Source organism: Paenibacillus sp. LHD-38 (assembly GCF_031157315.1).
Taxonomy (GTDB): Bacteria; Bacillota; Bacilli; order Paenibacillales; family Paenibacillaceae; genus Pristimantibacillus.
In genome coordinates, this window is record NZ_JAVIFU010000006.1 from 114,148 (window position 1) to 134,673 (window position 20,526).

Annotated in this window: 20 protein-coding genes; 15 read left to right on the forward strand and 5 right to left on the reverse strand. The window is 46.8% G+C overall.

Translation table 11 applies throughout. The features are described from left to right. The 5 genes from RCO25_RS07240 to RCO25_RS07260 all read left to right on the forward strand — a co-directional run bounded on the left by RCO25_RS07240 (nucleotide 1) and on the right by RCO25_RS07260 (nucleotide 6,238). A complete protein-coding gene (locus RCO25_RS07240; protein WP_308995470.1) occupies nucleotides 1–1,413 on the forward strand; it encodes a HAMP domain-containing sensor histidine kinase in 1,413 nt (470 codons plus the stop codon). Between the two features lie 36 nt (nucleotides 1,414–1,449). Then, nucleotides 1,450–2,541, forward strand: coding sequence for a Fe(3+) ABC transporter substrate-binding protein (locus tag RCO25_RS07245; RefSeq protein ID WP_308995471.1), 1,092 nt, complete (start codon nucleotides 1,450–1,452; stop codon nucleotides 2,539–2,541). A 129-nt stretch (nucleotides 2,542–2,670) separates the two neighbouring features. Continuing rightward, nucleotides 2,671–4,311 (forward strand): AraC family transcriptional regulator, encoded by a 1,641-nt coding sequence (locus RCO25_RS07250; protein WP_308995472.1) that lies wholly within the window; start codon nucleotides 2,671–2,673, stop codon nucleotides 4,309–4,311. Between the two features lie 128 nt (nucleotides 4,312–4,439). After that, the gene (locus tag RCO25_RS07255; protein WP_308995473.1) at nucleotides 4,440–5,435 is read left to right on the forward strand and encodes an ABC transporter substrate-binding protein; all 996 of its coding nucleotides are present in this window, start codon (nucleotides 4,440–4,442) and stop codon (nucleotides 5,433–5,435) included. Nucleotides 5,436–5,449: 14 nt separating this feature from the next. Further along, entirely contained in the window at nucleotides 5,450–6,238 is a 789-nt protein-coding gene (locus RCO25_RS07260) for a hypothetical protein (protein WP_308995474.1), read from the forward strand. 82 nt (nucleotides 6,239–6,320) lie between these two features. On the opposite strand, the gene RCO25_RS07265 is transcribed toward RCO25_RS07260, so the two are convergent. Next, nucleotides 6,321–6,476, reverse strand: a complete 156-nt coding sequence (locus RCO25_RS07265) for a hypothetical protein (protein WP_308995475.1) — start codon at nucleotides 6,474–6,476, stop codon at nucleotides 6,321–6,323. A 333-nt stretch (nucleotides 6,477–6,809) separates the two neighbouring features. Continuing rightward, entirely contained in the window at nucleotides 6,810–7,010 is a 201-nt protein-coding gene (locus tag RCO25_RS07270) for a TroA family protein (RefSeq protein WP_308995476.1), read from the reverse strand. A 150-nt stretch (nucleotides 7,011–7,160) separates the two neighbouring features. Here RCO25_RS07270 and RCO25_RS07275 point away from each other — a divergent pair, with 150 nt between their 5' ends. After that, complete coding sequence (locus RCO25_RS07275; RefSeq protein ID WP_308995477.1) at nucleotides 7,161–7,502, forward strand: hypothetical protein; 342 nt, start codon at nucleotides 7,161–7,163, stop codon at nucleotides 7,500–7,502. Nucleotides 7,503–7,575: 73 nt separating this feature from the next. On the opposite strand, the gene RCO25_RS07280 is transcribed toward RCO25_RS07275, so the two are convergent. Then, on the reverse strand, nucleotides 7,576–8,085 hold the full coding sequence (locus tag RCO25_RS07280; protein ID WP_308995478.1) for an SRPBCC domain-containing protein: 510 nt from the start codon (nucleotides 8,083–8,085) through the stop codon (nucleotides 7,576–7,578). A gap of 267 nt (nucleotides 8,086–8,352) precedes the next feature. On the opposite strand from RCO25_RS07280, the gene RCO25_RS07285 reads away from it, so the two are divergent. Both RCO25_RS07285 and RCO25_RS07290 read left to right on the forward strand, forming a co-directional pair. Next, nucleotides 8,353–8,979, forward strand: a complete 627-nt coding sequence (locus RCO25_RS07285) for a TetR/AcrR family transcriptional regulator (protein WP_308995479.1) — start codon at nucleotides 8,353–8,355, stop codon at nucleotides 8,977–8,979. A 30-nt stretch (nucleotides 8,980–9,009) separates the two neighbouring features. Beyond that, a complete protein-coding gene (locus RCO25_RS07290; RefSeq protein WP_308995480.1) occupies nucleotides 9,010–9,207 on the forward strand; it encodes a hypothetical protein in 198 nt (65 codons plus the stop codon). Between the two features lie 127 nt (nucleotides 9,208–9,334). Here the strand turns inward: RCO25_RS07290 and RCO25_RS07295 are convergent, their stop codons facing one another. Beyond that, nucleotides 9,335–9,784, reverse strand: a complete 450-nt coding sequence (locus RCO25_RS07295) for a YdeI/OmpD-associated family protein (protein WP_308995481.1) — start codon at nucleotides 9,782–9,784, stop codon at nucleotides 9,335–9,337. Nucleotides 9,785–9,942: 158 nt separating this feature from the next. On the opposite strand from RCO25_RS07295, the gene RCO25_RS07300 reads away from it, so the two are divergent. From RCO25_RS07300 to RCO25_RS07330, 7 genes are all read left to right on the forward strand, one after another. Next, a complete protein-coding gene (locus RCO25_RS07300) occupies nucleotides 9,943–11,499 on the forward strand; it encodes an ABC-F family ATP-binding cassette domain-containing protein (protein WP_308995482.1) in 1,557 nt (518 codons plus the stop codon). A gap of 495 nt (nucleotides 11,500–11,994) precedes the next feature. Further along, entirely contained in the window at nucleotides 11,995–13,554 is a 1,560-nt protein-coding gene (locus RCO25_RS07305) for an SAM-dependent methyltransferase (RefSeq protein WP_308995483.1), read from the forward strand. A gap of 103 nt (nucleotides 13,555–13,657) precedes the next feature. Further along, nucleotides 13,658–14,062, forward strand: coding sequence for a hypothetical protein (locus RCO25_RS07310; protein ID WP_308995570.1), 405 nt, complete (start codon nucleotides 13,658–13,660; stop codon nucleotides 14,060–14,062). Nucleotides 14,063–14,267: 205 nt separating this feature from the next. After that, nucleotides 14,268–15,869 (forward strand): plastocyanin/azurin family copper-binding protein, encoded by a 1,602-nt coding sequence (locus RCO25_RS07315; RefSeq protein ID WP_308995484.1) that lies wholly within the window; start codon nucleotides 14,268–14,270, stop codon nucleotides 15,867–15,869. 10 nt (nucleotides 15,870–15,879) lie between these two features. Continuing rightward, on the forward strand, nucleotides 15,880–16,545 hold the full coding sequence (locus tag RCO25_RS07320) for a cupredoxin domain-containing protein (RefSeq protein WP_308995485.1): 666 nt from the start codon (nucleotides 15,880–15,882) through the stop codon (nucleotides 16,543–16,545). Between the two features lie 99 nt (nucleotides 16,546–16,644). Further along, nucleotides 16,645–17,214 (forward strand): RNA polymerase sigma factor, encoded by a 570-nt coding sequence (locus RCO25_RS07325; RefSeq protein ID WP_308995486.1) that lies wholly within the window; start codon nucleotides 16,645–16,647, stop codon nucleotides 17,212–17,214. Further along, entirely contained in the window at nucleotides 17,215–17,976 is a 762-nt protein-coding gene (locus tag RCO25_RS07330; RefSeq protein WP_308995487.1) for an anti-sigma factor, read from the forward strand. Between the two features lie 442 nt (nucleotides 17,977–18,418). Here RCO25_RS07330 and RCO25_RS07335 read toward each other — a convergent pair whose 3' ends face one another. Beyond that, complete coding sequence (locus RCO25_RS07335; RefSeq protein ID WP_308995488.1) at nucleotides 18,419–20,395, reverse strand: beta-galactosidase trimerization domain-containing protein; 1,977 nt, start codon at nucleotides 20,393–20,395, stop codon at nucleotides 18,419–18,421. Nucleotides 20,396–20,526 lie beyond the last annotated feature (131 nt).

Sequence of the window (20,526 nt, forward strand, 5' to 3'; positions counted from 1 at the left end):
TTGAAAAAATGGACGGGCTTCTACTTTCGAATGCCGATTAAGTTCAAGCTGACTTTATGGTCAACCGTGTTAATCATGGTGCTGTTCGCCGGATATAACACGCTGCAGTACGTGATTATGGAGAAATGGATCATTCACCGCGAGAAAAAGAACGTACAGCACAGCATGAATGAAATTTTGAACTATTTTCTGGAACAGGAAGTGGAGTTTAAGCAAGAGAATTTAACGAAAATAAGACAGTATTTGGACAAAATCAACCGAGACGATCAACGGATCCGTATCATTGGAACCGATAATATTCCTCTTATAACAATAAACGATAATGTGCCGGACGATCGGTTGGAGCACCAATCGATCCCACCGCAAGAAATCGGTATTTACAGGCAGGGCGGTTATTCCCAGTTAATCATGCAAAGTCCGATCACCATTTTCGAGTTTTCCGGATCAGTCGAAATTGTCAAAAGCCTGGCCCAATTCGAGGAAATGAGAAAGACGATTTCACAGGTTATGTTTTATTTCACTTTGGGTGCGGTCGTATTAAGTATTTTGGTCGGTTGGCTGCTCACGCGTAATGTGCTCAAGCCGCTGCAGGCAATGGCTCAGACGATTAGAGACATTAGTAACAAAGGGATGCAGGAAAGAATGCGGCCTGCATTAAATGGCGATGAAATATCAACTTTAATGATCATGTTTAACGACATGATGGATCAGGTGGAAGAATCGTTCCATCAGCAAAGCAGATTTGTCGAGGATGCTTCCCATGAGCTTAGAACGCCGGTGGCCATCATCGAAGGCCATCTGTCTCTGCTTCGAAGATGGGGGAAGGAAGACCCCGTTATTCTAAGCGATTCGCTTGATGCTTCTCTTCACGAGTTTGCACGGTTAAAGGGGCTTGTCTTGGAATTGCTTGCCTTATCTCGGGCGGAGCAAAACACGCATGTCCTCGAATCATTGTTGAAGAACCCTTCGAAAGCAATCGAAAGAATAATAGATCGGTTTGCTTTGATTCATCCTGATTTCTCTCTGGAAACCGATTTAGAACGGATTGACGTTACGAGTTTGAAGATTTCCAACGAACATCTGGAGCAAATTCTACTCATTATTTTGGATAATGCCATTAAATACTCACTACATCAAAAAGTGCTATCCGTCAAAGCCTACGTGAGTGAGAAACAGGTCCATATTGAAATCATCGATTACGGCATGGGAATTCCTGCGGAAGATTTACCGTACGTTACGGACAGGTTCTATCGGGTAGATAAAGCAAGAAGCCGTGATCAGGGCGGCAATGGGTTAGGTCTTGCAATTGCCAAGAGATTGATTGATCGTTATCAGGGCACGCTTGCCATCCGTTCCGAGGAGCTTTCCGGCACAACGGTAACCATCGGCTTGCCATGTTTATTTCACGAATAGAAACCGGGTACGGTAAATGATGGAGGAGGAAGAAGGTTGAAAAAGTTGTCGATCATTTTATTTCTTTCTATAGTCTGTACGGCATGCGGGCTTGGAGGAAGTAGCGGTGAACCTCAAAATCATTCCGAGCCAACGGTTACAGCTATACAAGATACTGGCGATACAGACATGAAAAACGGCGATGTGACGGTATATACAGCTAGGCATTATGAAGCCGATTCCATCCTATTCGAAGCCTTTACGAAGCACACGGGGATAAAGGTCAATGAGATCAAAGGCACGGCGGAGGAATTGGTCGCGCGGCTAAAGCAGGATGGAGAGGATTCCAAGGCGGATCTGTTCTTTACCGTGGACGGAGGCGTATTAAACTATGCCAAGCGAGAGAATGTACTGCAGCCTCTAAGTTCTGAGGTCGTTGACCGCCAGGTTCCGGCCAAATGGCGTGATCCGGATGGTTATTGGATTGGCATTGCTACGCGTGCACGGGTAATCGTATATGCGAAGGATAGGGTTAAGCCGGAGGAGTTATCGACTTATGAAAGCTTGACCGACGATAAGTGGAAAGGCAGAGTGCTGGTTAGATCTTACTCCAATCTATATAATCAGTCATTGCTTGCTTCGTTTATTTCTATTAACGGAGAAGAGCAAGCGGAACAGTGGGCCAGAGGGATCGTGAACAATTTCGCGCGTGTTCCAGAAGGCGGGGATCGTGATCAAGCCAAGGCCATTGCTTATGGCATTGGTGATGTGGCGATCATGAATACGTATTATGTCGGGCAGCTTGCCGCTTCTAAAGATTCGGAAGAATCCCGGGTAGCGGAAGGCTTGGGTGTGTTCTTCCCCAATCAGGAGACGACGGGGACGCATCTCAACATAAGCGGAATTGGGCTGGTTCGTTATTCGAAAAACAGAGAAAATGCATTAAAGCTGGTTGAGTATATGACGAGTAAGGAAGGCCAAACGCAATTGGTGCAGGGGAGTTACGAATTCCCGGTTAATGAAGAGGCCGAAGCAGCAGAGCCTATCAAATCCTGGGGGGCTTTTAAGTCGCAGCAGCTCGATTTCGCAGATTTAGAAGACTACCGGCAAAAGGCGATTGAGATTTTTAAAAAAGTGAATTGGATTTAATGATTTAATTAGGCGATGAGGCCTGTTACTTAATGAAAGAAAGAGCATGTTCCGAATGGAGGCAGGCTCTTTTTTGCGTATCATGATTATTAGTTTCATATTAAAATATGTCTTGGGAGGTGAGTTTGCTTGGTTGATATCGAAAAGAACATTAAACATAACGAATATGCCTCACTCGAAGGCATGTTATTCAAGCTTCGGGAAATTGAACATATCAAGAGCCTTTCGAGTGAATGGAAATTAAGGCTTCAGTTTGTCCAGTCACACATGATTTTTGTAGCGTCAAGCGGTCGAGGATGGCTTACTATTGACGGGCAATTCACCGAGATGCGGCAAGGCGGCGTTTATGTTTGTACGCCCGGTCAGCTCATCGAAGCAGCCGCGCACTCGTTTGATGAACGCGGGTTTTATCATATGCGATTCGATATTATTGAGGATGACGGATCGTCAATCGATTCGATGCGGATTATTAAGCGGAATAGCAAGTTCCCGGTTAAGGGGGAAGTTACCGTCTCGTCTCTGGTTTCCTTTAACACTTTGTGCAAATCCATTTGCCAATGTTTGCAGGACGAGGATCGATTAAAACGATTCCGCGGTCAAATCCTCTTTCAAGAAGTGCTGCATACCATCCTGCAAGATGCTCTTCTTGTAAAAGGAAACGATTCGGAAGCGGCACTGGAATACGTGAAAGGCTATATCGAACAGCATTATCAGCAAGAGCTGACAATTGATCATTTGGCTAAGGTGGCGGGGATTAGTACCCGTCATTTTATGCGATTGTTTAAAAAAAGATATGGTTGCAGCGCGATCGACTATTTGGCCTTCTTTCGGATTAAAGAGGCGCAGCAGTTGATGCGGACGAGCGGGCAAAATCGTCTCCGGGATATTGCACGGCATGTAGGTTACCATGACGATATTTATTTTCGGCGCAAATTCAAACAGGTATCGGGTATGCCTCCAGCGGCATTTATGAAGATCAGCAGGCAAAAAATAGTCGCTTACCATTTCCCTAACATTGGACAACTGATTACGCTTCAAATAAATCCTTTTGCAGCACCAGCCGATCATCCCTGGACTGATTATTACAAGCGAAAGTATCAAATGGATTCAGTGCTCCCGCTAAGTTCAAATCAATCGATAAAGAGAGAAGAAATTCGGCTTGCCGAGCCTGATTTCATTATTGCTATCGACATCCTTGTACCTGCCGAGGAACAGGCCATGCTCAAGGAAATCGCACCCGCGTTTTTTGTACCTTGGTTGGAGAACGATTGGCGTACGCATTTGCGTTTGATTGCACAGTTTCTGGGTAAGTCAGCAGCATCGGAAGTCTGGCTTGAAAAGTATGATCGAAAAGCCCTTTTTGTTAGAGAGCAGATTAAACATGCTTTCAAGGATGAAAGTCTCCTTATTCTGAGAATTACAGGTGATCGCTATCACGTATTGGGCAGCAGGAGCATAGGTACGGTTTTTTATGACGATCTGCATGTTGTGCCCGCTCGTGGCGTCGATCGGATGATAATGGATCAGCAGGTGACACCGGATCAGCTGGCGGATTTTGATGCGGATCGGTTTTTGCTCATCGTGGACGAGGACGCACTATCGCAATCAAGTTGGAGAACTCTCATGAACTCTGAGCTATGGCGCGGTCTGAAAGCCGTAAAGAACAGCCGTGTGGATTTCCTCCCGTCGTATCCATGGGTAGAGTATACGGCATTCACCCATGATCTTATGCTGGATGAAGCGCTGAAGCTTTGGCGTAATCGTGCATAAAAAAATGTCGTTATCGTCGATATTCTAAAATTGAAAATTCATCTATACTCCTCATATGTGATAATGATAATCAATTTTAATAAGCGATTATCATTAATAAATTAGATTTTCAGGAGGATCATCGGAGAATGAAGCGTAATGGAAGATTGTTTGCGGGATTAATTATCGTATTGTTAGTCATGTTAAGTACTGCCTGTGCGGCTAATAATACCGAGTTGAATAAGAACAGCAATGCTGCTGGGAATTCTGGTAAGACGAATGCGGGAGTATCCGATAAAATGCGTGTGATAACAAGCTTGAAAGGAGATATCAGCATTCCAACTGAGCCCCAAAGGGTCATTGGGCTTTCTGTCGTCTACCCGGAGTTTTTATATGCGCTTGGCGTTACGCCCATTGCGGTACAAAACTATCATCAGGATTTCCCATCCTATCTAAAGGAACCGTTTAAAGATACGATGAAGATGGGGATTGCGCAAACGCCTGATTTTGAAGCGATTCTAGCCTCAGAGCCGGATTTAATTATTGCCCCGACTTGGTGGTCCGATAAAGATTACGATCAGCTGTCCAAAATCGCGCCAACCGTGCTATTGCCGCAGCGTGATAATTGGCGCGATGAATTGCGGGATATTGGCGAGGTTCTCGGTAAGAAAGATCAGGCAGAAAAGGTCATTCAGGATTTAGAAGCGGAAAAAGAAGAAGCCAAGAAGAAGCTCGACACCCTTGTTGGAGACGAGACAGTCATGTATATGATGATTATGGCCAAAGAAATCGTTATTTACGGTGAAAATATCGACAGGGGCACTTTCATCCATAAGGAGTTAGGCTTGAAACCAATTAAAGAGTTTCCTCAGAACGAGCCAAGCCTTTCTATTTCCTTGGAAAAAATACCGGAATATAATCCTGACCATATCATCCTGCAGCTAGATGATGAGACCAGCGAAGAAGTCCAGAGCAGGTATAAGCAAATGCTGGATAGCTCATTGTGGAAAAACATGACGGCGGTAAAGGAAAATCAGGTCTACATTATGGGAGGCAAGGAATGGTTTAGCCTGGGCATGTCTCCTTTGGCAGATAGCCATGCGATTGATGAAGTCGTTCATGCTTTTGAGAATAAACAAAAATAAGGGGAGGGTATGCAGTGGGCACGATTGACCTTCGACAGCTGGAAGAGAAGTTTTTCCTGACTTTGTATGAGCCGGAAAACATCGTGCTTACGTTGCCTGCATCGGATCTATTAATAGAAGAAAATTTGATGCGATTGATCGATACGTACGGCCTGCTCATTAAAACAGAAGAACGATCCGCTGCGGCAGCGTTTTTTATGAGTTGGTATGCGGGGATATGCAGTGCGATGCAGCACATGTTGTTTCGCGGCGATGAATTGCTTCTGGATTTATCATTATCTAATGTATCCGTTCAATTATATGCAGGTGACCACTATCCCCTTTTTTCATTTAAAATCAATGAACCGCGTTTCAGGGAAATTCCGATAACGGGCGGCGACGCTTGGCGCAAGAAAGCGCTCGATTCATTTTATAGGGAACACATAACGCCCTTGATCGTAACATTATCCCGACTAGTCCAAATGAGTGCCATTCCTTTATGGGGACAAATTGTTAATGCGTTGTATAGTCAAATGGAAGAAGAGTTGGGCGAGGCTTCGGATGAGAAGAGCAGGAAGATGATCGATTATCCATTTCAAATGTTGAAATGGGGAATCGATGCCAGCGCGTTCGGACTCCGTAAAAATCCGTTTGATATTAAACTACGATACATTGAACATCCGACTATCCCTGAGCAAAAAAAACGATTGAAAACAGCTTGCTGCCTTGCCTATCGCTTGAATTCGGAATTTGACTATTGTTATGAATGTCCGCGATTAAATGAAAAGGATCGGGCATTAAAGAGAGAGAATGGTCACTGTTGAGGCGGCACCCAAATGGAGGGTGCCGCCTTCAGCGTTTTATAAGCAAATCATCATCAATGACAGCCATTAAGCTGGCGGACGCTTAAAGTACACCGCCGCCGTTGACTAGTGTCACTTCCTTCTGGAATATGACCTTTGCCTTCCCGCCGTAAGGATTGACCAGCGATGCCCGAATCACCGCGGTGCCGTTAGCTGAATGATTCGGAATGGATACCTCGCCGTTCGAACGGACAGTCACCGCAGCGTCTCCGGTTACTTTCGACCATTTCAAAATGGCAGAAGGAAGCTCGATGCCGAGTGTCTTGAGCTATTTATTATACGTTTTCACGTTAGTATTCATAAAAGAACCCACAGCCTTAACACCTTTTTCAAGTGTCAGACTGTGGGCAGCGGTTTAATAGTTAGAGCTTCTATTTATTTTAATTTTATTTCACGGACAGCAGGCTTTCCGTTATGAAATCCAGCTGTGCTTCCAATGAGATCGGATCATTGTACGTATCTCAGCTTTCGTGTTCAACTGGAAGACGTTTCCTGCTTCAACCGCAGGCAGGCCATTCCATATTGCGTTATCTTATACGATTTTCGGGTCACTGGAATCACCTGACCATGGACAAGAGATGATGTCCCCAGAGAATTCGGGAAGCTTCTCCAGAGAGATGGAAGTCCAGCCCGTTCCGCTGTCGATGGCTTCTTTTTGCGCTTCTGCCGGAGCTTTCAATCCGAATTCACCGTAAATGATTTCACCTCCACGGCCGTAATTATGTCCAAACACGTACAGTCCCTAACCATTTTATGAATAAAATAAATAGTTCTGACTTTCGAAATAATCTCTCCTGAAAAATGAGAAATCAACTTGAGCATGGTTCATGCTTATCTCGATTAGTGGACGATGGAAGATGCAGTGTTCAAAAGAGGACAGAAAGTGTATACTCGCGTAAATCGTTTTTTCGGCTTTTTATTACACGCGGCGTCCATGTTTGAATTGTATTTGGACCCGGGCCGTCTGGACTGGATTCGCGGACATATTGATGCGGCGCTGGAAGCAGATAGAGAGGAGCAGCGGCGTCAGACGCTTCGTGAGATAGAGGAGCAGCTCCGAGATGAGGCTTCCGTCATTTTCCTCTATCACCGCAAGCTTAATACTTTTTTGCATCCTTCCGTGAGGGGAGTAATTAGCCTCAATTCCTTGGGCTGGATGATTTCAAGGATGTATGGATGGAGCAACTGCAGGTCTAGAGGGAAAGGGGAGAGTCAAACAAGTTGATTTGACTGGCGTGCTCTATCATTTCCATTCAAAAAAAAGGCCGCCGGCTGAATGCCGAACGGCCTTGCGGATGTTATTGAACGGATTGCAGATGCTCGGCCAGACGATCCCAGGTTTCGGTGATGCCTTGCTCCATTCCCATCTCCATGACGGATTTGAGCGCTTCTTCCGAAGCATAGCGAGCACGGTTGACCAGCTTCGTCTTGCCTTCATGCTCTTCAAAAGTCATCGTAACGTGGCAGGAGGGCATGCCATCCGTTTCATTGCCTTCGGCATCGGAGAAATAATCAACATAAATGATTTTCTCACCCTTTACGATTTCCTCATAAACCGCTTTGCCCCATGATTCAAATCCGTAAAAATCGCCTTGGTTCTTATCCATACATTTCATGCAATAGTGCCAGACGCCGCCTGGTCGAAAATCAACATTGCAGACGGTAACCTCCCAGCCGCGAGGACCCCACCACTGCTTAAGATGCTCAGCCTCTGAGAAAGCTTTGAAAACGAGTTCGCGCGGAGCATCAAAAACACGCTCCAGAATAAGTTCTTGTCCCTCTACTTTGGTCATCATTTTGTTCGGCATCGATATTCCTCCTTGAATGTAGGTTTGCGTATTTTCACTGTATTGATTTGTTTGCCGTGTTTATGATTAGAATATACTCGACGAGGAATATACCTGTCAAGGAATATTATAAAACTTTACATTTTTGTTCTTCCGCCCTGGCAATGCGGATAATCCGTTTGCGGCAGCCTGATGGAATTGACCCAAAAGAATGGATTGTGATAAAGTCTGATTAAACGATCAATAAAATGATTGGGCGATCAACTTTGGTGGATGAGGAGTTATTTTATGAGGGAGATCAAGCCGGCAGCACAAGGCAAGCAGTCATTCATAGCGGGAGCAAGACGTGAGCAAATCATTGAGGCTGCCATTCAAACGCTTGATGAAATCGGATACGTGAAAGCAAGCTTGTCAGAAATCGCGAAAAGAGCAGGGATCAGCACGGCGTTAATTTCGTATCATTTTTCGGATAAAAGCGATCTGATGAATCAGCTTCTCATGAAATTGATGGAAGACTCCACCTCGTCTATTATGGCTAAGGTCCGGCTCGTAAACACGCCGAGGGAGAAATTAAGCGTCTTTATTGAAGCCAGCTTGGCTTACCAAGGCACTCATCCCAGCCGTAACGCAGCGCTGCTGGAAATCATTTTTAATGCCAGAACACCTGAAAATATACCGTATTATAAATGGAATGATGACGAAGACGATGATGCGCTGCTGAATGAGCTTCATTCTATTTTGCGCGAAGGTCAGGCTGTCGGACAATTTAGCGCGTTTAATATTAACGTCATGGCGAAAATGATTCAAGGAGCAATAGGGGAATTCATGTCGGTCAGCCCGGCTCATACACAACCGGTAGATTTAGAAACCTATAGTCATGAACTCATAAGAATCGTACTAAAAGCGGCTCTGTAATAGAAGTATGGACAAGAAGAGGAGAATAGGATGCAAACATTAGAGAAAATATTTAATTGGATGGTCGTCATTGGCCTCCTGCTGTTAGTTGGACGAATTGTTACGGCAGTGCTCAAATTTATGGAGATTCCGTTTACGACGTTTTTTAAGGATTACAATGTCATTTCGTTTATTATTTTAATCATAGGCGCGATTGGTTCGCAAATCCTAAAGGATCGGAACAAATAAACCTAAGGGCTGTCGTATTGCTGGTATTCGCTTTCATGGAGGGCGAATATAACAAGCATTTTGGCTAATAAGATAGAAACAATTACGAGAGCTCTATGGAGGAGCTCTCGTTTTATTTGCGGCTTGACTACGAAGTGCGTCCCTCTTTCAGCAATGCTACGGTTTTATCTATCCGCCGCTGCCGGGTTTCAGCCGTCTTCGCGTCCTCGATTGGGATAACCAAACGGCGCTTGTTGCTGTAAGATAATCCATCAAAATAAGATCTTGCTGCTGCTTCACCATTAAGCGCGTCTGACAAATCATCCGGGACAACAATTTCACGAGGCTCCGTATCGAGCTCAATGTCTACCTCTACTTCATCGCCGGCCGCAACGCCGGCGCCTTTCCGGTTCTCAGCGCTAAGGGGAATCATAAATCGCCCGCCCATTGAAGCGACGGTACTCCGGTAGGTGTAAGCGTTGATCGTGATTTTAACAGCCGGTTTCTTGCTTGTGCCGAGGGCTGTAACGACCTCTTCCGGAACGGAAAAGCCTGTAGCCGTTTTGCCTCCAAGCTCGATGATGGATTGAAATTTCATATTAAACGCCTCCATGTGTGGTTTGAACGGCTGATTTCACTACTTATAACATGATATGTCAATGAAAGATTACAAGCAGGAAGGAATCCTACATTGAGTTGTAGGCCCCTTAACGTTTATAATAATACGAGAATATTACAAAAGAAAAGGTGTCATTCATGAGCATATTAAACGTAGAACGACTAAGCCACGGCTTTGGAGACCGCGCGATCTTCAATGATGTATCCTTTCGCCTGCTGAAAGGCGAGCACATTGGGCTGATCGGCGCCAACGGCGAGGGCAAGTCCACTTTCATGAACATTATTACAGGAAAGCTCCAGCCGGATGACGGCAAGGTTGAATGGTCCAAGCGCATGCGCGTCGGTTACCTGGATCAGCACGCGGTGCTGAGCAAAGGATCAACGATCCGCGACGTGCTTAAGGGAGCCTTCCAATACCTGTTCGACATGGAGCAGGAGATGAACGATATGTACGGCCGGATGGGCGATGTCACGCCGGAGGAGCTGGAAAAGCTGCTTGAGGACGTGGGAACCATCCAGGATACGCTGACGAATCAGGATTTTTATTTGATCGATGCGAAGATCGAAGAAACGGCACGCGGCCTCGGACTTACCGATATTGGGCTGGACAAGGATGTTAACGATTTGAGCGGCGGACAGCGTACGAAGGTACTGTTGGCGAAGCTGCTGCTCGAGAAACCGGACATCCTGCTTCTGGATGAGCCTACGAACTATTTGGATGAACAGCATATCGAATGGCTGAAGCGTTACCTGCAGGAATACGAGAATGCTTTTATTCTCATCTCGCATGATATTCCGTTCCTGAACAGCGTAATCAACTTGATTTACCATATGGAAAACCAAGAGTTAAACCGCTATGTCGGCGACTACGAGTATTTCCAGCAGGTTCATGAAATGAAAAAGCAGCAGCTTGAATCCGCGTTTAAACGGCAGCAGCAGGAAATCGCTGATTTGAAGGACTTCGTTGCGCGCAACAAAGCCAGCGTGGCGACGCGGAACATGGCGATGTCCCGCCAGAAGAAGCTCGACAAGATGGAAGTTATCGAGATTGCGAAGGAAAAGCCGAAGCCGCAGTTCAACTTCAAGGACGGAAGAACGTCCGGCAAGCTGATTTTCGAGACGAAGGACCTTGTAATCGGCTACGACAGCCCGTTGTCGCGTCCGCTTGATCTCCGTATGGAACGCGGACAGAAGATCGCGCTCGTCGGCGCGAACGGTATCGGTAAAACGACGCTGCTGCGCAGTATTTTGGGTGAAATCCAAGCGATTTCAGGAACGGTTCAACGCGGTGAGCACCAGCAGGTCGGCTATTTCCAACAGGAAATGAAAGAAACCAACTATAACACCTGTATTGAAGATGTGTGGAAGGAATTCCCGTCTTACTCTCAATTTGAAGTGCGCGCAGCGCTCGCAAAATGCGGCCTTACGACCAAGCATATTGAAAGCAAGATCGCGGTGCTCAGCGGCGGCGAGAAGGCGAAGGTTCGCCTTTGCAAGCTGATCAACAGCGAGACGAATCTTCTTGTGCTCGATGAGCCGACAAACCACTTGGACGTAGATGCGAAGGACGAGCTGAAGCGCGCCCTTAAAGCGTACAAGGGCAGCATTCTACTCATTTCTCATGAACCGGAATTTTACCGTGATGTCGTGACAGATACATGGAACTGTGAATCCTGGACCACGAAGGTATTTTAAACCGTCTTATCAAAAACCTGTCTAATCGTTAAGGATTAGACAGGCTTTTTTTAAATAAAATCAAGTGTACATTTTAATCATATAGGATGTTTAGATTACACCGCGAAACGAGCTTTTACGCTTAGGACGTCGGCCGCCGCCGTTACGCTGTCCAATTTCTATGGCGTAACAAAAGTTTATGGCCTAAGTAATTAACGGGAGAAATGACCCCTAATTTCTCTTCGCAGGTATGACCGTTTTGTTTAACGGGAATTACTCCATCTAATCTCAAGGTTACAGAGCAATTAGAGGCAATAAACGCTTATTAGCGGGAGTTACTCCAGTTAAACGATCAAATACAGTTGAATGAGCAGAATTAGCAGGAGTAATTCCTGTAAATAGCAATCGCTATAGACAGAACTATATTTTGATGGCCTAGAAAGGGCATGGTCTTTGGATGCGGGATGCAGCATGTCTGGTTATGAAGCAAAAATTGAGCAAATTGGGTGATATAGGATGACTAATCGCGATCAGCAAATTTACCGTTTTAGTGAGGCGCCGATTTGGGAGCTGCAGCGTACCTATTTTGAAGAGCAGGGAATTGAGGCTTGGCAGCGGGAGGAAGTGCCGCAATACATTACGAGCAATCCAATCATTGCGACGGCCTATGCGGAGATTATATTTGGATTTCTTCAGGATCGGGCGGCGCATGGGCATACTTCTGAGCCAGTAACGATTGTTGAGCTCGGTGCGGGATCAGGCCAGTTAGCATTTCATGTATTGAAGGAGCTTGCCCTGCTGATTGATTTTGCAGGGATGAGCCTCCCGCCGTTACGTTATGTGATGAGTGATCTACCGGTCAAAAATATAACCTATTGGCAGCAGCATCGCAGCCTAATGCCGTTTGTTCAGCAAGGCTTACTTGATTTTGCGCAGTTTGATGCGGTCAAGGATACTGAGCTGCATTTGACGGAATCCGGCATAACGATAAGGCCGGGCGATTTGGAGCAGCCGCTGCTCATCGTCGCCAATTACTTTTTTGACAGCATCCCGCAAGAGCTGCTCTATGTCGATGAGAGCAAAATTTATGAATGCAGAGTATCCTTGCAGGTGGAGGCAGAAGATGCGGAGGAGAAGAACGGCCTTCTGACCGCTTCTGACAGGCTGGGAAAACTCGTGCCCGAATATCATTATCATCGAGCAGCCGAGTATGAGCAGGAATCGTATCCGTTCCGCGATGTTATTGAGCTGTACAAGCAGAAGCTTGAGGATTCGCATATTCTTTTCCCGGTAATCGGGCTGACTTGCCTGCAGCGGTTAGGGCAGCTTTCGCAAACGGGATTTGCGCTGCTCACCGCGGATAAAGGCGACCACCGTCTGGAAAACTGGGAATTTGCCGAGCCGCCAAAGCTCATTCATCACGGAAGCTTTTCATTAACGGCGAACTACCATGCCATTCAGCATACCTTTGAGCAAAAGGGTGCTTTAGTCTCCTTCACGGAGCATCACTATAAAAACCTGAATGTGGGCTGCATCCTTATGCTGCAAAATCCGCTTAGCTTTGTCCAAACGCGCTTAGCTTACCGCCGTTTTGTCGATCGTTTTGGGCCGGATGATTTTTTTAGCATAAAGCTTTGGTTTGATGAACATGTGGAGACGCTTGAGCTGTCCCAAATCTTAGCCTTTTGGCGGCTTGCGCGTTATGATTCCCAGCTGTTCCTTCAAAGCGCCAAGCGTATTGACCTTCTGCTCCCGGATGGCGGAGAGGAAGAAGCAGAGGATTTGCGCCAAGGCATACATGCGATGTGGACTGGCTATTATCCGTTAAATGAGCAGCAGGACCTGGCACTGGCCTGCGCCATGCTGCTTTATCAGCTGGAGCTGTACGAGGATGGGCGAATCTTCTTTGAACGGTCGCTGGCCGATCATGAGGGGAATGCCGAAGTGTTCTACTTTATGGCAATTTGCTGCTATGAAACCGAGCAGGAGACGGCTGCATCGCATTATGCGCAGCTTGCTTTGGAGCTTGCTCCGGCGCATGAGGGAGCCGCATCGCTTCTAGCGCTTTTATCATGAAAAGTTAAAGGCCAGCCTGGGATTGCTGCTGCTGCGCGGCGATTGAAACCTATTCGCCATATCAAGCGTCTTAACAGGTAAAGGAGGGAATGTTTTGAAAAAAATGATGGTCATACTCGTCGCGGTTTGCTTCATGCTGACAGGTTGCTTGGACCGAGAGAAGCATCTTACGTTAGAGCAAATGCAAGGCATATTTGAAAAACATGAAATTCCTTTATCTGCGGCGAAAGGCGTACATCCGGATAATGTATTTATTAAGACTTTAAATAAGGTAAAGCCTGAGGCTTTTATGATTAATGAAGATCAATTGGTTAGTATTTATGTCTACAATTCTAGTAACGGCGTGAAGAAAGCCATAAAGGATTTCGAGAACAAAACAGCCGCGGCAGACGTAACCGCGCACAAGAAGTACCAGGTTGCGAATATTTTAATGATCTATGACGGGGTCGATGCAAGAGTGGATGAGGTAGTTCAAGAGATGAGAGCCCTCGTTGACGACACGGACTGAGCTTGCCGTTCCGCGTGCAGTGAATCGAGCCGGCTAGGCTCCTAGCTTGCTTTGTACAGAAATAAATGAAAAGAAATTGGCGGTGCAGGGGCTATTCCTGTACCGCCATTTTTCTTTTTTGCAAAAAATATTTAATTTAAATCAAACCTATCATTCCTCCGCAGCGTTATCTCTACATGAATAGACAATAAAGGAGGAATTATTAATGCTTACACGATTTAAGAAACTGTTCTTGATTACTGCAATGTGCACGACAATCATTGCCGCTCCGCTTGGCACGGCGTCTGCGGAATCGTCGCCTGGGATCAAGTCCGATGCCGATACGGCATTTGAGCTTGGACTGCTTATTGGAGACGGCCAGGGCGTGGATGCGGCCTATTTAAGTAAATCGTCAACGCGCTTGCAAGCTGCGATTATCTCGCTCCGCCTGAATGGGAATTTGAAGGAAGCACTTGCCTATACAGGCAAACCTAATTTTTCCGACGCTGCACAAGTTAGCAAAGCCAATCAATCTGTTCTGGCTTACTTGAAGAGCAAACCGGAGCTAGGCTGGCAGGGAGCGGGCAACAATCGTTTTGAACCAAGCGCAGCGATCAGCTCTCAGCAATTTTACAAGGTGATATTAGAGAATCTCGGTTATAAATCCGGATCAGACTTTACATACCAACAATCGGAAACCTTCGCGGCCTCGCATGGCTTGAAAGAGATTGCCGGCAAGTCGTCGCTATTGAATTCACATCTAGCAACCTCTCTTGTCGAGGCGCTGTCTGCTGGTACGAAGGATGGCAAGCCGTTCTTTGATACGCTGCAAGCGAGCGGAGTCATTGCTTCCGGGTCTGCTTTGCCGCAGGGCGAGCGAATTGGTCTTGGGCAAAACGACAAGCTCGGCCAGTATTTTACGGATAAAAACGGGCGCGCGCTCTATTTCTTCACGAAGGATGCGGAGAATGTTAATTCTTGTCTAGGAGATTGCTTGAAGAACTGGCCGATCTATTACGATGCCAATCTGCAAATACCGGCTTGGCTGAATAAAGCAGACTTCGCCGTTATTACTCGGACTGACGGCGCGAAGCAGTTAACGTATAAAAATTGGCCGCTCTATTATTTTGTAAAGGATAGCAAGCCTGGCGATGTAACCGGTGAGGGCGTAGGGGGAGTATGGTTTGCGGCGAAGTCGGATTACGCGATTATGCTTGGCACCTCGAAGGAAGCGGGCAACTATTTGACAGACGATTATGGCAGAGCACTTTATTATTTTGACAAGGATACATCTGGAAAAAGCGTTTGCGAAGGCGATTGCCTCGTCAATTGGCCTGCCTATTCATCATCAAGCGTTAGTGTCCCCTCTACAATCAAAGGAAGCGATATTGGAACCATTACCCGCTCGGATGGAAGCAAGCAAGCTTCATTCAAAGGGTTCCCGCTCTATTATTTTATAAAAGACAAAGCACATGGAGAATTGAATGGACAAGGTGTCAACGATGTCTGGTATATCGTAGATCCAGCCAAATTTGATGGAACGACTGCATCGAAGCCGCCAGTCACACCGGTGGTTAAGACGTACAATATTGACATTAAAGAGTACTCCTTTGGCACGGGAGCTCTTACCGTGGAAGCAGGCTCCAAGGTTGTCTTCACTAACTACGACGAGATGAAGCATAATGCGGTTGCTTTGGATGGCTCCTTCACCACGCCTTTGCTCGCTAAAGGCGAAACCTATACGGTAACTTTCGATAAGCCGGGCACTTATAATTATTTCTGCGAGCCGCACAAGTCTTTCATGACGGGTCAAATCATCGTAAAGTGAGCGTGAAGACATGCGAAAAATAACTTATGGATGTTTGACGCTAATCCTGCTTCTCCTCTTCTTATCGGGCTGCGGAGCTCAGGAGGCAAACGAGGCTGCTGCCCGAAATACAACGGATGTGACAGCTGCTCCCGCAAGCTCTGAAGCTGCTGATGAGAATGCGCATGATGATGGCCATGGGGCGGAAAGTGCGACTCCAATCCCTAGTCCAACGGATGTAGTCACCCCCGAGCAGGAGCCGGTTGAAACGGAAGAGCCGAAGGAGACGGAAAAGGTTGAAGCAACGCAGAAGCCGAAGCCGGCTGCAAAGGAGAAAGCGACAGAAGCGACTCCGAAGGCTACTGCGGCACAGCCTAAGCCAACACCTAAAACACCGGTCAAAACGGAGGCGCCAATAAAAGACAAGCCTTCCGACGCAGTAACCGTTCATACGGTTGAGATTACGAACTTCGCCTTCTCACCGGAAAAGCTCGAAATCTCACAAGGCGATATCGTTACCTTTATCAATAAGGATGAAGTAAAACATTCTGCGACTGCTGATAATGGAGAATTCGATACGGAACTGCTTGCCCAGAATGAAAGCATGAAGGTTACCTTCTCAGACGCAGGCGAGTTCGGCTACTATTGTATTCCCCATCCTGGCATGAGAGGGTCCATCGTAGTGAAGGGGAAATAATTTATCTTTTATTAAAAAGATCAGGAGCAGCTGTTTATAGCTGCTCCTGTTCCTGATAACATAAAGAAAATAACGAGCCTGTTGTGGAGGCGCAAATTGATGCTTAATCTTACCGATCAAGAACTCATGCAGCTAATTAGAAACGGTAAAAATAAAGCGCTGTCCGTTCTTTATGACCGGTACGGCGCTTTGGTGTATTCTTTCGCCATCAAGGCGGTTCGGGATGAGCCAACCGCAAGAGATATTTCACAGGCGGTATTTATGCGTTTATGGACGACAGAATCGGAATATGACCCGGATAAGGGACGGTTTACAAGCTGGCTCCTTACCATTACCCGCAATATAACGATGGACCATATTCGCAAACAAAGAAGAGAAGCTTCCGGTCTTGTGCAACTAACAGAGGAACGATTTAATGAATTGCCTGATCAATCGGGCCTATCACCCGAGGAGCATGTTGTCCGGCATTCCTTAAGGGAACAAATTCAGCAGGCATGCAAGCATTTATCTAAATCACAGAAAACGCTGATCGAGCATTTTTATTGGCAGGGCTTTAGCTTAACAGAGCTGGCACAGCTGTATGATCAGCCGCTCGGAACGGTCAAAAACAGACTTCATCAGACTTTAAAAATATTGCGAAGGCATCTTGCGGCTAAGGGGGATCTTTAAATGAATGACGACACATACAGCAGCGATTGCGATTTCATACTCGATTATCTTTCTGGTGCTTGCTCCGAAGAGCAAAAGGAAGCATTCGAACGTCATTTGACTTATTGTGATTCTTGCAGGCAAGAGCTGGCCGAATTGCAGATCGTATGGGAGGAGCTTCCCTTGGACATGGAACGAATCGAACCTCCAGAGGATTTGAAGGAGCAAATAATGGCTGCTGCCAAAGCAGCGTCTAAACGTCATAAAGCACGAAGTGTAAGAAAGCTATGGAAGCCAGCAATTGGCGCAGCAGCGGCAGTGCTAATTTTTGTCAGCGGCTCGTTATGGGATAATCCTTTCATTAAAAATAAGGATTCGCGGTTAGAAACCATCGAAAATGCTTTATTTGCTCCAGCATCCGAGATTGTCCAGATTATGATGCTAAAGGCGGAAGCCACGGAGAAAGAGCATGCTTATGGCGTCGCATGCATAGTTGACAATGGAAAGAGCAAGCAGTTTGTCGTCTATGTGTTCGGGGCTGAGGAAACAAAAAACGAGGAAGCTTATCAGGTTTGGCTTCTCCGAGAAGGCATTCGAACGAGCGCAGGCACGTTCCGCGTTGACGAGAAAGGGGTAGGGCTGCTCGCGATGGGAATAGAGTCGGAACAATTAACCTTTGACAGCATTGGTATAACCCTAGAGCCTGATGCGAAGGGGGATCAGCCGCGCGGGACTAAAGCTTTCGGAACGGATAACGAGGCTAATTCGGTAAATACACTATAGTTTTTGATGGAATGAGCTGTCTCACAAGGTTATCGGCCTTGTAGGACAGCTTTTTTAAAAATATAAGAAAGTATAAATTTTAACCTTATACAATGCTTATATTTCATCGCGAAACGAGCTTCTGCCGCTAAAGACGGCGTCAGCCGTTTACGCTTGTTTGCGCGCAATCCGTTAACTGAGCATCTGGTGCCGTGATACCCAATTCGATAGCGTGCGGTGGGTTAAACTTGTAAGACTGGGAGCAAGGATAGGGTAGTTGCCGATCAAGCACGGGCAGAAGGACACGGGCCCTTTCCTAAGAAAGCGCGGATCAACGCGGGGGCCCCCCGTGAATACTGGACGTACGGCGAAAAAAGCGGCTGATCAATTGCAAATAAAGACGAATACCTTGGGAAACCCTGGGTATTCGTCTTTATGCTGCCTTTAGCGTAAATATTTGTCCTTAGAACTGGATTACAACCATCTGATGACATGACCATGAGGGAACGGTATAGCTCACCGTACCTTGCTCCTGCGTGAAAGGGAGGGCGGTATTTTGCGGTGCTAAATAAACCTCGCGGACAGGCTCTGAAACCGCGATGGAGACCTTCGTATCCGAAAGGCATGGCAGATCTTCGATGACCTCCACATTTTGCCCTCTCCGAACTGGCGAAGCGTACAGCAGATGATTAATTAAACGGTTTGATCCAGGCTGGGCCTGCAGCGTTGTAATGCCCTGCGCCGGCAGGCTTGCGCGGAGCGATTTATTGGCAAGCAGCCGATCCAGCGCATAACAAATGATCTCTTTGACAGGAAGGCTGCCCTTAACCGCGTAATCCTCAAACATATTCCAGGAAATATAAATGCCGTCAGGTCCTTCCGTCATGCCGGGACCCGCATCCTGCATATCGGACGGCGTATGCTGATGCGAGCAGAACGTAAACAGCTCCCGATTGAAATATGCATTTTCCCGGCTGCCAAAAGCAGTGCCGCTCGGCGTCAGCGCAACCTCCTGTCCCTCGGCATAAAGGACGAAGGAAGCATTTTGGAGGGAGGGCAGCTCAAATGCGGGTTTGAAATAGGAAGGCTTAAAGGCGGAGACCCCTTGCCATTGCGCGCCTAAATCCAATTCAAACCGGGTCCCGTCAAGCGATAGTCCTGAACGTCCGGTTGCCAGCACTTTGCCGCCCTGCGCGAGAAAGGCTGTCAGCTTTTCCTTGATTTGACCGGTTATGACGATAGCGTCGGGTAACAGAATGACCTTATATTTTGCCAAATCAGCTTGAACATCAATGACATCAAAGAGATAATGCCCTTCCAGCAAGATTCTTGCTGCTCCGGTATCGGAATGCTTGTTATGCTCGTCAATGGGACTGCCCCCAGACTGCGTGGATGCTGCTTCGACGGATAATAGGGCGATATCGGCAACGGATGTCGTATCCCGGCACCAATCCTCCTTCTCGGCAACTTCCTTGTAAGCCTCACCAATTAGAACATAGGTTGCGCGGTCCATTAAACCGGCGGGATGAAGCTGGTCGCCTATTGAGCAGCGTGCCCCATTAGCGAGACTAAGCGCCGCTTCATACCGCAAAGCATTCGGATGCTTATACCCCCCGAATTCTCCCCAAGACGTATGAAACTTGCCGGTCATGCCAAGGAAATTTATGCCCAAGGTTTGAGCGTAACGTGCGGAAAGCGGAAAATGGTCATAGCCCCATCCGCCCGTAGGCAGCGATTCGAGCTCCAAATGCGTATTCAAATGGACAAGATCACGACGGCCTCGATCAATGTGTCCGTTATTATGAAAAACAGGCAAGCCGGGCTTGATGGAATGAACAGTCTCGTTCATTCTCGCAGCATAGTTGAAATACGTCTCTTCCCACATTTTTTTCATATCGTCCGTATTGCGCGGGTGGGAGCCTCGCTTGCGAATATCGGCAATGCAATATTGGCAATAACACTCGCGAATGCCCACAATATCAAGGAAGATGCCATCGGCATCATAACGGGTTACTACCTCCTGCACCTGAAGAGCGAGTAAGTCTAAATAGGGTGAATTCATGCAAAATTGATGATAGCCAGGCGTCATGAAATCAGGTGCCCAGTTGGTCCTTTCGTTCTGGTCGCGGATCAGCCATTCGGGATGGCTGCGGGCAAGCTTCTCGTCTAGGCCGGCTGATAAATAAACCGGCGTTTTAACGCCAATCTCATGCGCCGCTTGGATTTGTTCCCCGAGCAAATCGAAGGATAAATGGGGATGGGTTTCATTCGCTTCGGAGGGGTGGTAAGCCCAGCCGTGATGGCATTTGGAGAACACGGTAATGGAATCTACATATCCAGTTCGGAGCATGTCTTGAAATTGCTGCTTGGAAAAAGCATTTCCTATGCCCTTGATTGCTTCTGAGGTATGGAAATCGAGATGAACCTGACGGAAATTCATGTCTTACGTCCCCCTATTAGTAGAATGAAAGAGTAGATGATATCTACCACACTAAAGGAAACAAAGGCAGGATACAGCTGACAATAGCGACTTTATATAGTACCATTTCTGCATCTTTGTTTTGGAGGTGC

Coding starts and splice junctions, on each gene's coding strand:
- RCO25_RS07305 (WP_308995483.1), top strand. CDS start 11,995: ATGACTAATCGCGATCAGCAAATTTACCGTTTTAGTGAGGCGCCGATT.
- RCO25_RS07290 (WP_308995480.1), top strand. CDS start 9,010: ATGCAAACATTAGAGAAAATATTTAATTGGATGGTCGTCATTGGCCTC.
- RCO25_RS07325 (WP_308995486.1), top strand. CDS start 16,645: ATGCTTAATCTTACCGATCAAGAACTCATGCAGCTAATTAGAAACGGT.
- RCO25_RS07255 (WP_308995473.1), top strand. CDS start 4,440: ATGAAGCGTAATGGAAGATTGTTTGCGGGATTAATTATCGTATTGTTA.
- RCO25_RS07335 (WP_308995488.1), bottom strand. CDS start 20,395: ATGAATTTCCGTCAGGTTCATCTCGATTTCCATACCTCAGAAGCAATC.
- RCO25_RS07320 (WP_308995485.1), top strand. CDS start 15,880: ATGCGAAAAATAACTTATGGATGTTTGACGCTAATCCTGCTTCTCCTC.
- RCO25_RS07300 (WP_308995482.1), top strand. CDS start 9,943: ATGAGCATATTAAACGTAGAACGACTAAGCCACGGCTTTGGAGACCGC.
- RCO25_RS07310 (WP_308995570.1), top strand. CDS start 13,658: ATGATGGTCATACTCGTCGCGGTTTGCTTCATGCTGACAGGTTGCTTG.
- RCO25_RS07280 (WP_308995478.1), bottom strand. CDS start 8,085: ATGCCGAACAAAATGATGACCAAAGTAGAGGGACAAGAACTTATTCTG.
- RCO25_RS07285 (WP_308995479.1), top strand. CDS start 8,353: ATGAGGGAGATCAAGCCGGCAGCACAAGGCAAGCAGTCATTCATAGCG.
- RCO25_RS07295 (WP_308995481.1), bottom strand. CDS start 9,784: ATGAAATTTCAATCCATCATCGAGCTTGGAGGCAAAACGGCTACAGGC.
- RCO25_RS07315 (WP_308995484.1), top strand. CDS start 14,268: ATGCTTACACGATTTAAGAAACTGTTCTTGATTACTGCAATGTGCACG.
- RCO25_RS07330 (WP_308995487.1), top strand. CDS start 17,215: ATGAATGACGACACATACAGCAGCGATTGCGATTTCATACTCGATTAT.